This window comes from Jutongia sp., from assembly GCF_057878315.1.
This window is the reverse complement of the sequence record NZ_DBLXSO010000014.1, coordinates 47556-60413: the sequence shown is the minus strand read 5'-3', so window position 1 is coordinate 60413 and position 12858 is coordinate 47556. Positions and strand designations below refer to the sequence as shown.

Sequence of the window (12858 nt, the reverse complement as noted above, 5' to 3'; positions counted from 1 at the left end):
TTATGTCCGGTTATTTAGAAATCATATTTTGCCTGCCAATATATTAAAAATCCGTGCACTATGACTAAAAAATTGTCTTGTCACTTACGGATTTCGAAAAATCTGATTGCTTTGCTGCTTTGATCTTCGATAAACGCATCCTGCCGTACTCGCCCCAAGGTGGGAATCAGATGTTTCGAAAGGCACTTGCACCCGCCGGTACTTACGCCCCGGATTTTGCAAATGATATAGATACTCCATTGAATATCCGGGGCGTTATGTACCGCTGCGTGGTGCAGTGGTAGCGGGAGCGTGCCGTCCGAAACAGCTGAACCCACCTATGGGGCTCAATCGTGCGGATGCGTATTTATCAAAGCATTGCAAAGCAATGATTTTTCGGAAATCCTACTGATCTGCGTCAATTTTTTAGTCATAGTTCACGGATTAAGTGATTTCTCAGGCAAAATTGATATTTTATTTTCCGGACATAAGAAATATTATGGGCATACATCAATTTGAGGTATGGGAAGCTTTAGTTATTGATAAAAAATGTACAGTTTGCACACAGATATCACAAAAACAGAGTATTGACAATATACCCCATAGGGGTATATAATCTTGCCGGAAAAGGGAGGAATGATTTCGATGGAACACGGGAATAATGAGGACAAAAAGTGCTGTTGCTGTGAACGGAAAAAGCAGCGGCAGGAGAAGGAGTACAAGGATCTTGTCAACCGGCTGAGCAGGATCGAGGGACAGGTCCGCGGGATCAAGCGGATGGTCGAAGAGGATGCCTACTGCACGGATATCCTGATGCAGGTATCAGCGGTCAATGCAGCTTTGAACAGCTTTAATAAGGTTCTTTTGGCAAATCACATCAAAACCTGTGTCCGTCAGGATATTCTGGATGGACGCGAGGAGACGGTGGATGATCTGGTTGTCACCTTACAGAAACTGATGAAATAGATATTTCAGGAAAAGAGAGGAAGTGTGGATTACCATGGAACAATATATTGTAACCGGAATGAGCTGTGCAGCCTGCAGTGCTCGGGTAGAAAAGGCTGTGTCGGCAGTGGAGGGGGTGACCTCCTGCTCGGTCAGTCTTCTAACTAATTCTATGGGTGTAGAAGGAACGGCATCCCAGAGCCGGATCATTGAGGCAGTACAGCAGGCAGGCTACGGAGCCAGTCCGAAGGGCGCTTCCGATAAGGGAGAAAGTGCAGGAAATATTCAGGCATTGGAGGATTCCCTGAAGGACCGCGAGACGCCGGTACTGCGAAGAAGACTGTTGTCGTCAATTGTTTTTTTGCTGCTTTTAATGTATTTGTCGATGGGACATATGATGTGGGGATGGCCGCTTCCGTCTTTTTTAGACGGCAATCATGTGGCTATGGGACTTGCACAGCTTTTGCTGACAGTGATCATTATGGTACTGAATCAGAAGTTTTACATCAGCGGTTTTACAAGTCTGTGGCACGGAGCACCGAATATGGATACACTTGTAGCACTTGGCTCCTCCGCAGCATTTGGGTACAGCACCTATGCGTTGTTTGCCATGACTGGTGCGCAGGTGCACGGCGATGCAGATGCGGTCATGGGGTATATGCATGAGTTTTATTTTGAATCTGCGGCAATGATCCTGACGCTGATCACCGTGGGAAAGATGTTAGAGGCATATTCTAAGGGGAAGACCACGAATGCATTGAAGGGACTCATGAATCTGGCACCGAAAACGGCAGTGCTGTTTGTGGATGGGAAAGAGAAGGAAGTTCCGGTTGAGCAGGTCAAAAAGGGAGATGTCTACATTGTACGTCCCGGTGCTGATATTCCGGTAGACGGCGTGGTGCTGGAGGGCGACAGTGCGGTAGACGAATCGGCACTGACCGGAGAGAGTATCCCGGTGGACAAGGCTGCCGGAGACGGCGTCTCCGCCGGAACCATTAACCAGTCCGGTGTGCTTCGCTGTGAGGCAGCCAGAGTCGGAGAGGATACTGCATTATCAAAGATCATTCAGATGGTCAGCGATGCGGCGGCAACAAAGGCTCCGATCGCCAAGATCGCTGACCGTGTTTCCGGAATTTTTGTGCCGGCGGTTGTAACAATTGCGGTTGTGACCATTATTGTCTGGCTGCTTGCAGGGCAGAGTGTCGGCTTTGCGCTGGCAAGAGGTATTTCCGTTCTCGTGATCAGTTGTCCGTGTGCGCTTGGTCTGGCGACGCCGGTGGCGATCATGGTGGCAAACGGTGTAGGTGCCAGAAACGGTATCTTATTCAAGACGGCAGTTTCTATGGAAGAGACCGGTAAGACAGCGATTGTTGCTCTGGACAAAACAGGCACGATCACGAAGGGAGAACCCCGTGTGACAGACCTTCTTCCTGCAGAGAATATCTTAGAGCAGCAGCTTTTGGAGGATGCCTATCATCTGGAGCAGATGAGCGAGCATCCGTTAGCGAAAGCGGTTCTTGACTATGGAACCCAAAAGGGTGTAATCTCTAAAGAAGTAAGTAATTTTAAAGCGCATCCGGGCAATGGTCTTTCTGCAGTCTGCGACGGGGTTAAACTTATGGGAGGAAGCGTGGCATATATCAGCAGTCAGGTTCGGATTCCACAGGAAGTGCAGAAGCAGGCACAGGAGCTTGCCGGTCAGGGCAAGACACCTCTTTGTTTTGTGCGTGACGAAAGCTACATCGGTATGATCGCCGTGGCAGATGTCATGAAGGAGGACAGCCCGCAGGCAATCCGCGAGCTGCAGAACATGGGAATCCATGTCGTTATGTTGACAGGAGACAATCGTAGAACGGCGGAGGCAATCGGGGCGCAGGCAGGTGTGGATCAGGTTGTAGCCGATGTACTGCCGGATGGCAAGGAGAGCGTGATTCGCGAACTGCAGAAGTTTGGTAAGGTTGCGATGGTCGGTGATGGTATCAATGATGCGCCGGCATTGACAAGAGCGGATATGGGTATTGCAATCGGTGCAGGTACGGATGTGGCGATCGATGCGGCAGATGTTGTGCTGATGAAGAGCAGACTCAGTGATGTTCCGGCGGCAATCCGCTTAAGTCGTGCGGCACTGCGCAATATTCATGAGAATCTTTTCTGGGCGTTCTTTTACAATGTGATCGGCATTCCTCTGGCAGCAGGTGTATGGATCCCGCTGTTTGGCTGGAAGCTCAATCCGATGTTCGGAGCAGCTGCCATGAGCTTGTCAAGCTTCTGTGTAGTTACCAATGCCCTGCGGCTGAATCTGTTCCGGATCCATGATGCGGGCAGGGATCGCAAGAGGAAGGATGCGATTTGTGTAGAATTAATTTCCGATAACAACATTAATAAGAAAGAAGAGGTAGAGACAATGACAAAGACAATTAAGATTGAAGGAATGATGTGTGGACACTGTGAGGCTCATGTGAAGAAGGCTCTGGAGGCAATTGACGGCGTGACGGAGGCGGTAGCAAGCCATGAGAAAGGAACTGCGGTTGTAACACTTGAGCAGCCGGTAGAGGACGATGTTCTTACAAAGGCAGTGGAAGAGCAGGATTACAAGGTGGTTTCTGTAGAGTAGTCAGCGGATGAGGAAGGGATGATTGGTATGCCGGCGGTTTTATTTGAAGGTGGCACATTTCGCCCGGTGTTCAGTTGTGGCGTAATGGATGCTCTGCTGGATGAGGATATCATGTTTCCGTACTGCATTGGTGTTTCGGCAGGCTGTGCGGATGCAGCGTCCTACGTTTCCAGACAGAGAGGGCGTAATATCAAGGTGCTCGAAAAGTACCGCAATGATAAGCGATACATGGGCAAGCGTAATCTGTTCAAGGAGAAAAGTATGTTTGGCATTCAGTTTGCGTTCCGTGATATTCCCAATATTCATGTTCCGTTTGATATGGAAACATTTCAGAATTATGACGGGAAATTTATTGCGGTCACAACGGATGCACAGACAGGGCGTGTACAGTATTTTACGCAGAAGGATGTGGATGAGCGGTTTGAGGTGTTTCATGGCACCTGTGCACTGCCGGCGATCATACCTCCGGCCGTGATCCATGGCAGGGAGTATTTCGACGGTGGTCTGTCCAATCCGATCCCGATCGACAAGGTGTTGAGTGATGGCTGCGACAAGGTACTGGTTGTGCTGACCAGACCGAAGGGATATATCAAGGAATGCCGCAAGTCAGACATTCTGATCGCGCGCCGGATCGAGAAGAAATATCCGGCCGTAGCAAGGGCATTGGTTCACCGCTATAAGAAGTACAACCGCTCCGTGAAGCTCTGTGAAGAGCTGGAGAAACAGGGACGTGCCGTGATCCTCAGACCGGAGCATCCTCTCAAAAGCATGGAGAAGGATGTGAAGGTGCTTCGCCGGTCATGGCAGGAAGGATATGATCTGGCAGCGGAGCGTATGAGTGAGATAAAAGCGTTATTTCATTAATATTTTATGGAATTGCTATTTTCTTTTTTGAAAAAATGGTATATAATAGCAACGAATTAAGGTTTTGTAGTGAATTTTACAAATGGAGGATTAGGATTATGTTAGTATCAGCAAAAGAAATGCTTACAAAAGCAAAAGCAGGTCACTATGCAGTAGGTCAGTTTAATATCAACAACCTTGAGTGGACAAAGTCTATTCTTCAGACAGCTCAGGAGCTTGAGTCACCGGTTATCCTTGGTGTATCTGAGGGTGCTGGAAAGTATATGTGCGGTTATAAGACTATCGTTGGTATGGTAAAGGGTATGATCGAGGAGCTTAACATTACAGTTCCTGTAGCACTTCACCTTGACCATGGTTCATTCGAAGGCGCAAAGGCTTGTATCAACGCAGGATTCTCTTCTATTATGTTTGATGGTTCCAGCCTTCCAATCGAGGAGAACGTACAGAAGACAACAGAGCTTGTCAACGCATGTGACATTCTTGGTCTTTCTCTTGAGGCAGAGGTTGGTTCAATCGGTGGCGAAGAAGATGGTGTCATCGGTGCCGGCGAGTGTGCAGATCCTGAGGAGTGTAAGAAGGTTGCAGATCTTGGTGTAACAATGCTTGCAGCAGGTATCGGTAATATTCATGGTAAATATCCTGAGAACTGGGCTGGTCTGAGTTTTGAGACTCTCGATGCAATTCAGGCTAAGACAGGAGATATGCCTCTGGTACTTCATGGTGGTACAGGTATTCCTGCAGATATGATCAAGAAAGCAATCTCTCTTGGCGTTGCAAAGATCAACGTAAATACAGAGTGTCAGCTTGCATTCCAGGAAGCTACACGTAAGTACATCGAGGAAGGTAAGGATCTCGAGGGTAAGGGATTTGATCCTCGTAAGCTTCTTGCTCCGGGCGCAGAGGCTATCAAGGCTACTGTTAAGGAGAAGATGGAACTCTTCGGATCAGTTGGAAAGGCTTTCAACTAGTTTGAACAAATGAATAGGCGGAAATGGCAGAGCATAAACTGACAGCATCTGTCGTTTCATCTGGTATAGCAGCTTTGCAGTCTGTATTTGATACAGGCTGCAAAGTTGTTTCTATAATGGAGGATAGAGGATGACGAAACGAGAATTTCTATCAGAGCTGCGTATGGCATTGGAGGGAAATATTCCGGTTCAGGATATCGAGGATAATATTCGCTATTATGATAATTATTTTGCAGAGAGCGGACGCCCGGAAAGGGAGGTCTGCGAGGAGCTTGGCGATCCGCGTCTGATCGCAAGAACACTGATCGATTCGTTTACTGCTGCAAAGGGACCGATGGCTGACTTTTATAAGGAGCAGGCAAGGAATGATTACAGCAGAGAGAGCAGAAATGAGGGCAGCTACGAGAGTGATGATATCGGTGGCTTTGGAGACAAGTGGTACGACAAGCTGTTTCGTTATGTGCTGCTGATCTCGATCGCGATCATTGTCGGTGCTGTACTGATCTTCGTACTGAAGGTTACTGTGACGGTTGTTATACCGGTCGTGGTGATTGTCTTAATTATTAAATTCTTATTAGATTTATTCCGGAGATATTGACAGGCAGGGCATTGCGGTGCTATTATCGCGGATAGACATATTGGAGGAAGTTATAAGCAATGTATAAGGTATTATGTAAGGATGGCATGGCGAAGCGTGCCAGACTGGAGACGGTTCATGGTACGGTGGAGACACCGGTATTTATGAATGTTGGTACGATCGGTGCAATCAAGGGTGCGGTATCGACCAGGGATCTTGAGGAGATCCATACACAGATCATGCTGTGCAACACCTATCACCTTCATGTGCGTCCGGGGGATGATGTGGTTTACAATATGGGCGGTATCCGCAAGTTTGCGGTATGGGATAAGCCGGTGCTGACAGATTCCGGTGGATTTCAGGTGTTTTCCCTTGCAGGACTGCGCAAGATCAAGGAAGAGGGTGTTTATTTCAACTCTCATATTGACGGGCACCGTATTTTCATGGGTCCGGAGGAGAGTATGCGGATACAGTCCCATCTTGCCTCTACGATTGCGATGGCATTTGACGAGTGTCCGCCGCATCCGGCGACCAGAAAGTATATGCAGGATTCTGTGGACAGAACGACAAGATGGCTGGAGCGCTGCCAGAAGGAGATGAAGCGGCTCAATAGTCTGGAGGAGACTCTGAATCCGAACCAGCTCCTGTTTGGTATCGATCAGGGCGGTACGTTCCAGGATATCCGTATTGAGCATGCCAAGAGGATCTCAGAGATGGATCTGGACGGTTACGCACTCGGTGGTCTTGCTGTCGGCGAGACACATGAGGAGATGTACGATGTGATCGAGAAGACGATGGATTATCTGCCGCAGGATAAGCCCACTTATCTGATGGGTGTTGGAACGCCGCAGAATATTCTGGAATCGGTAGAGCGCGGTGTCGACTTCTTCGACTGCGTTTATCCGGCACGTAACGGCCGTCACGGTCATGCATACACCAACCACGGTAAGATGAACCTGTTCAATGCAAGGTATGAGAGGGACGACAGACCGTTGGATGAGGACTGCGGATGTCCGGTTTGTCGCAGATACAGTAGAGCTTATATCCGTCATTTGTTGAAAGCGAAGGAGATGCTCGGACTTCGTTGTATGGTGACACACAATCTTTGGTTCTATAACCATTTGATGGAGGAAATTCGGGAAGCAATCGAGAAAGGCTGCTTCCAGGAATATAAAAAGAAAAAATTAGAAAGCATGGAGGAATTAAAATGAATGCAATAAGCGTATTAGCGTCATCGAGTGGACAGGCTTCCACAACACAGAGTATCATCAGCATGGTTGTAATCTATGCAGCGATCATTGGTATTTTCTGGTTTTTCGCAATCCGTCCACAGAAGAAGCAGCAGAAGGAGCACGACACTCTTCTGACCACACTGGAGGTTGGAGACAGCGTACTTACCACAAGCGGGTTCTTCGGCGTTGTGATTGACATTATGGATGAGGTTGTTATCGTTGAGTTCGGTAACAATAAGAACTGCCGTATCCCAATGAAGAAAGAGAATATCGTTGAGATCGATAAGCAGGGCAACGAGAGTAAATAATTCGGTCCGATATGAAATAAAGCGTCAATGCATTGGTTTTTAGCGCATTGACGCTTTTGCTTTTACATTACTTTTATTCTTTCATGGCCTCTAACGGGTAATGAACGGCTGCGGCAAGCTTTTCCAGATACTCATAAGGAACCGCAAGTGTGCCACGGCCGGTGCCGATGTCAATGGCAGGCTTGTTCGCTCCGTGGAAATCTGAACCTCCGCTCGGCAGAAGGTGAAATTTTGCCGCAAGCTGACCTGCATAGTATTCATCCTGTTTTGTGTGATTAGAATATTTGACTTCGATTCCCATCAGACCGGATTCCTTCAGCCGTGCGATCAATGCCTCCAGTTCCTTTTCGGGAAGTTTGTAATGAAGCGGGTGTGCCAGGATAGGAACACCGCCGGCATCCCTTATAATGCGGATTCCATCCTCGGGCCGGATATATTCGCGTGGGATGAAATAAGGACATCCCGGATCCAGATATTTGTGAAAGGCTTCGTTTGGTATCTTGACGATCTGATGATCCACCAGATAGCGAGCAAAGTGCGCGCGGGTAATGACGGCGTCAGGATTGCCCTGCGTGAGTTCCTCGTAGGTAACGGGGATGCCGTTTGCATTAAAACGCCGTATCATCTCCTCATTGCGCTCCAGACGGCGCCGGATCAAAAGATCAGTCATGTCCTGGAATGCTTTATTGTGATGGTCAATGAACAGACCAACGATATGAATATCCTGCTTCTTGTATGCGACAGAAAGTTCCGTGCCGGGGATGACCTGCAGCGGCAGTGCATGGTCGCGGGCAGCCTGTATGGCTTCATCAATGCCGGAAACCGTGTCGTGATCCGTCAGTGCGATGGCGCGCAGTCCCTTATCGGCAGCACGTATCACCACCTCGGCGGGAGAACAGGTGCCATCGGAAGCATTTGAATGTGTATGAAGATCAACGTAATCCATAATGATAGTCTCCTTCCTCTTTTCTCCTGAATAGTTTAACACAGATTGACATATAATGGAGAATAAAACAATGCAGATTTTGGAAGGATTTGTTTTTATGAAAAAAAGTGGGGATGCATTACGTTTTTTGATCATTCTTGTGGGGATGCTTGTTGTGTCGGCGCTTGTTCTTGCGGTTGTAACGGCGTTTATGGTGAAGGGGCATATGACTGCTGGACTTATCAGTGGTGGCGTGATCACAGCATATGTTGTGTCGGCACTTCTTGGCGGCTTTTGCATCGGGCAGGTGAAAGGCAGACAGAAATTTCTGTGGGGGCTTCTGATCGGACTTTGTTATTTTCTGGTGCTGTTTCTGACCGGGAAAATGATATATCATTCGGGGGCAGACTTTGGATTTCAGACAGTCAGCAGCGGTATGATCTGTGCGGTGGCAGGGATGATCGGAGGAATGCTTGCGCCGGCAAACCGCACAGGTGCATAAAAATTATCATAGAGTTAATAGTTATTTAACATAATAGTAATGGCTATGTGATGATAAAAAAAGTGAGTGTGTTATGATAGGTCATGTGCGAAATGAGGGGGGCAAAAATGTTCGTAAATGCACAAGTAAATAAAGTGAGAAAAGGTGAGTAAGTGATGAGCAGAGACGATAAAAGAAGGAGAAAAAGAAGACAGCGTACAGAGGAGAATCCGAAATCTGTCTGGATCATGATGAGCGCAGCTGTTGTGCTGGGGGTGGTCATTATTGCGATGGTGGCACAGCTTGTGCGGCTGAACCGGCAGGGGGAGCGGTTAAATACGCAGACAAAGACAGAGGCATCTGTGGACAACAGTGCGGAGAACAGTAAGAAAGCAGGAGAATCAAAGAAAGCAAAGGGAACGGAAGCACCGCAGGAGACGCAGGCACCGGCAGTAGAGCATATCCGTAAGGACCTTGACCCGGATAAACCGATGGTGGCACTGACCTTTGATGATGGTCCGTATGACCGTGTAACAAACCGGATTGTGAAAGTATTGGCAAAGAATGATTCCAGAGCCACCTTTTTTGTGGTGGGTAATCGTGTGGAGCGCTATGCGGATACCATGAAGAATGCATTTAATAAGGGGAATCAGATTTCGACCCATACCTTTGACCACGGGGATCTGAGTAAGATGAAGAAAAAGCAGATCCGCAGAGAGCTGACACGTGCTTTTCGTGTCATGAAGAAGATCAACGGGGAGGAGCCGACCATGCTGCGACCTCCGTACGGTAATGTCAATGATAAGATGCGTCGGACGATCAAGATCCCGATGATCTACTGGAGTGTGGATACAGAGGACTGGGCGAGTCGCAACAGCAAGAAGATTTTAAAGAAGTGCAAGAGCATTTCGGATGGAGACATTGTACTGATGCATGATCTGTATCCGAGTACGGCAGGAGCCGTAGAAAAGCTTGTGCCGAAGCTACGCAAAAAGGGATTCCAGCTTGTGACCGTTGAGGAGCTGTTCTATTATAAGGGGATTGATGCAGAGGGCGGCAAGGTTTATTTCAGTGGTAAATAAAGGAAATATAAGATCAATCACTCCGGAATGCTGTGATCACATGCACAGCATTCCGGGGTGATTTTCATTTTCGGAGAATTATAAGGAATCCCTTGCCAATCTTTCGATGACTATGCTATAATGATGTTTAACGTGGTTTTTTATGCATGTGCGGATGAAATGCATGAGAATTTCTACGAAAAAGAGTTATTTAAAGGAGATATGCAGCAATGAAGAACAAAAGGAAAGGATTGCTGACTATAATCGTTATTATAGCAGCGATCGCATTTTGTGGTTACACGACTCTGGTCGGACTGGGAGCTGCCCACAAGGGAAGCGCTCAGAACATCAGACTTGGTCTGGATCTTGCCGGTGGTGTCAGCATCACTTATGAGGCAGTGAAGGATACTCCGACAGACACTGAGATGAAGGATACGATTCAGAAGATGCAGCAGCGTGCCGAGGTATACAGTACCGAGTCCTCTGTTGTACAGCAGGGTGATAAGCGTATCGAGGTTGACATCCCCGGTGTTGCCGATGCAGAAGAAGTATTAAAGAGTCTTGGTAAGGAAGGTTCTCTGGATTTTGTATCAGAGGATGATGTAAAAGTAGAGAAAGACGGCACTGTTACATATGACAAGAGCAAGGTTATCTGCTCCGGTTCTGAGGTGAAGAACGCTGAGGCGAACACGATTCAGGACGAGACTACCAAGAACAAGGAGAATGTCGTTGACATTACCTTCAATAAGAAGGGAACAAAGAAGTTCGGTGCAGCAACCCAGAAAGCCGCACCATCTAAGAAGAGAATCTATATCATTTATGATGGAAAAGAGCTTTCGTCACCGGCTGTTCAGAGCGAGATCCTGAACGGTAAGGCACAGATTTCCGGAAGCTTCAAGACCTTCGCAGATGCAGAGGAGCTTGCAGCAGGTATCCGTATCGGTGCCCTTCCACTGGAATTGAAGGAAGCGCAGTCACAGGTTGTCGGAGCACAGCTTGGTCTTGATGCGATCAAGACAAGTCTTTTGGCAGGTGCGATCGGATTCGGTCTTGTGGTACTGTTCATGGTTGTATTCTACAGACTGCCTGGTCTGGCTGCATCCATTGCGCTTCTGTTCTACCTGGTGCTGATGCTTGTCGTATTAAATGGTCTGAATGTTACCCTGACACTTCCCGGTGTAGCAGGTATCATTTTGAATATTGGTATGGCGGTGGATGCCAACGTTATCATATTCACGCGTATCAAGGAGGAGCTTGCCAAAGGCAAGTCTGTACAGACAAGTATCAAGCTTGGTTTTGATAAGGCGCTGTCCGCAATCGTGGATGGTAACATTACTACCCTGATCGCAGCCTTCGTGCTTTACCTGAAAGGTTCCGGTACGATCAAGGGCTTTGCTACAACACTGGCAATCGGTATTATCCTGTCTATGTTCACAGCACTTGTTATCACAAAGCTTCTTCTCGAGGCAATGTATGTGCTCGGTGTAGACGATGTGAAGTACTTCGGTGTTGAGGGCGCAAGAAAGCGTATCCCGTTTGTGGCAAACAGAGTGAAGTTTTTCGCACTTTCCGGCGTGCTGATCCTCGCATGTATCGTAATGCTTGTAGTCAACAAGACAGGACGAATCGGATACATTTTGAACTATGGTCTTGATTTCCTCGGTGGTACCACCTACAACGTCACATTTGACAGTGGTGAGAAGATCGATGCTGATCTGAAGAAACAGGTTGAGTCCATCTTCAGTAAGACAAGTGGTTCTAACGATGTCGTTATTTCAGACGTAGCAGGAAGCAACACACTTTCCGTTAAGACAGTAGAGCTTACGGATGATCAGAGAGCTGATCTTACCAATCAACTTGTAAGCAACTTCAAGGTGCAGGAAAAGAACATTCAGTACGACAGTATCAGTGCAGCTGTATCTGATGAGATGAAGACGAATGCGATCGTATCCGTTATTATCGCAGCGATTTGTATGCTGCTTTATATCTGGTTCCGATTCAAGGATGTCATTTTCGCAAGCAGTGCTGTTCTTGCCCTGCTTCATGACTGTGCGATCGTGCTTCTGGTATATGCTGTTTCCAAGATTTCTGTTGGTAACACATTCATCGCTTGTATGCTTACCATTGTTGGTTATTCTATCAACGCGACAATCGTAATCTTTGACCGTATCCGTGAGAATCTGAACGGACGTAAGGATTCTTCTGTACTGGATCAGATCGTAGATGACAGTATTACACAGACATTGACAAGAAGTATCAATACTTCTATCACAACATTCATCATGATCTTTATGCTGGCAATTCTGGGTGTGGATTCCGTAAGAGATTTCGCAATTCCTCTGATGGCTGGTATTATCTGCGGTGCATACTCATCAGTTTGCATTACAGGTACTCTCTGGTACACTATGAAGAGAAAGTTTGCTAAGAAGAAAGCATAATCGTTAAATCGAATAAAGAGATATCAAAAAACAGGGTACTGCACTTTGTGCGGTACCCTGTTTTGCTCGTCCTTGTCATTGCAGTGTTGGGAATACTAGGTGTGGTGATGCAATTATTATGAAGTGAATAAAGACAAAGGGGGTCGTGCGGGGATATACTTTGATCTAAATAGAAATGCTAATAATATAAGAACTTTTGTACCTAATATTGACTTAGCTCCTAAAATCTAATATTATTTAGGAGATTAATTGGAAGATAGAGTATGAGAATATTTGATTATTCGTCATTAAAAGAGAAAACATGGGACAGCGAGATAATCTCGTTTATTGCACAGATTCATGAATATAAGGGACGGCAGGAGGTTTATATTAAGCAGAAACCGGAAGAATTAGATAAATTTGTAGAAATAGCAAAACGATAGAGTACAGAGGCATCAAGTGCTATTGAGGGAATACGAACTACAAG

The 12858-nt window shown here is 47.0% G+C and carries 12 protein-coding genes; 11 read left to right on the top strand and 1 reads right to left on the bottom strand.

Annotation, left to right across the window (positions count from 1 at the left end):
• The first annotated feature begins 624 nt into the window (after window positions 1-624).
• From ACZLMD_RS05135 to yajC, 7 genes are all read left to right on the top strand, one after another.
• Window positions 625-945, top strand: coding sequence for a metal-sensing transcriptional repressor (locus ACZLMD_RS05135; protein WP_022305717.1), 321 nt, complete (start codon window positions 625-627; stop codon window positions 943-945).
• A gap of 34 nt (window positions 946-979) precedes the next feature.
• On the top strand, window positions 980-3538 hold the full coding sequence (locus tag ACZLMD_RS05130) for a heavy metal translocating P-type ATPase (RefSeq protein ID WP_487601724.1): 2559 nt from the start codon (window positions 980-982) through the stop codon (window positions 3536-3538).
• Between the two features lie 18 nt (window positions 3539-3556).
• Complete coding sequence (locus ACZLMD_RS05125) at window positions 3557-4402, top strand: patatin-like phospholipase family protein (RefSeq protein ID WP_482522078.1); 846 nt, start codon at window positions 3557-3559, stop codon at window positions 4400-4402.
• 98 nt (window positions 4403-4500) lie between these two features.
• The gene (gene fba / locus ACZLMD_RS05120; protein WP_022305714.1) at window positions 4501-5370 is read left to right on the top strand and encodes a class II fructose-1,6-bisphosphate aldolase; all 870 of its coding nucleotides are present in this window, start codon (window positions 4501-4503) and stop codon (window positions 5368-5370) included.
• A 130-nt stretch (window positions 5371-5500) separates the two neighbouring features.
• Window positions 5501-5968 (top strand): DUF1700 domain-containing protein, encoded by a 468-nt coding sequence (locus tag ACZLMD_RS05115; RefSeq protein ID WP_482522079.1) that lies wholly within the window; start codon window positions 5501-5503, stop codon window positions 5966-5968.
• Between the two features lie 59 nt (window positions 5969-6027).
• The gene (gene tgt / locus ACZLMD_RS05110) at window positions 6028-7158 is read left to right on the top strand and encodes a tRNA guanosine(34) transglycosylase Tgt (RefSeq protein WP_482523681.1); all 1131 of its coding nucleotides are present in this window, start codon (window positions 6028-6030) and stop codon (window positions 7156-7158) included.
• Window positions 7155-7487 carry a preprotein translocase subunit YajC gene (yajC, locus tag ACZLMD_RS05105; RefSeq protein ID WP_022305711.1) on the top strand — a complete coding sequence of 111 codons (333 nt, stop codon included), beginning with the start codon at window positions 7155-7157 and terminating at the stop codon, window positions 7485-7487. Before tgt ends, yajC begins: the two co-directional genes overlap by 4 nt.
• 73 nt (window positions 7488-7560) lie before the next feature.
• On the opposite strand, the gene ACZLMD_RS05100 is transcribed toward yajC, so the two are convergent.
• Complete coding sequence (locus ACZLMD_RS05100; RefSeq protein ID WP_118559867.1) at window positions 7561-8433, bottom strand: PHP domain-containing protein; 873 nt, start codon at window positions 8431-8433, stop codon at window positions 7561-7563.
• A 97-nt stretch (window positions 8434-8530) separates the two neighbouring features.
• On the opposite strand from ACZLMD_RS05100, the gene ACZLMD_RS05095 reads away from it, so the two are divergent.
• The 4 genes from ACZLMD_RS05095 (at window position 8531) to ACZLMD_RS05080 (ending at window position 12814) form a co-directional block, all read left to right on the top strand.
• The gene (locus ACZLMD_RS05095) at window positions 8531-8914 is read left to right on the top strand and encodes a TIGR04086 family membrane protein (RefSeq protein ID WP_158577166.1); all 384 of its coding nucleotides are present in this window, start codon (window positions 8531-8533) and stop codon (window positions 8912-8914) included.
• 155 nt (window positions 8915-9069) lie between these two features.
• A complete protein-coding gene (locus ACZLMD_RS05090) occupies window positions 9070-9975 on the top strand; it encodes a polysaccharide deacetylase family protein (RefSeq protein WP_118559869.1) in 906 nt (301 codons plus the stop codon).
• A 209-nt stretch (window positions 9976-10184) separates the two neighbouring features.
• Entirely contained in the window at window positions 10185-12392 is a 2208-nt protein-coding gene (secD, locus tag ACZLMD_RS05085; RefSeq protein WP_482522081.1) for a protein translocase subunit SecD, read from the top strand.
• A 263-nt stretch (window positions 12393-12655) separates the two neighbouring features.
• Window positions 12656-12814, top strand: a complete 159-nt coding sequence (locus ACZLMD_RS05080; protein ID WP_489495228.1) for a hypothetical protein — start codon at window positions 12656-12658, stop codon at window positions 12812-12814.
• Window positions 12815-12858 lie beyond the last annotated feature (44 nt).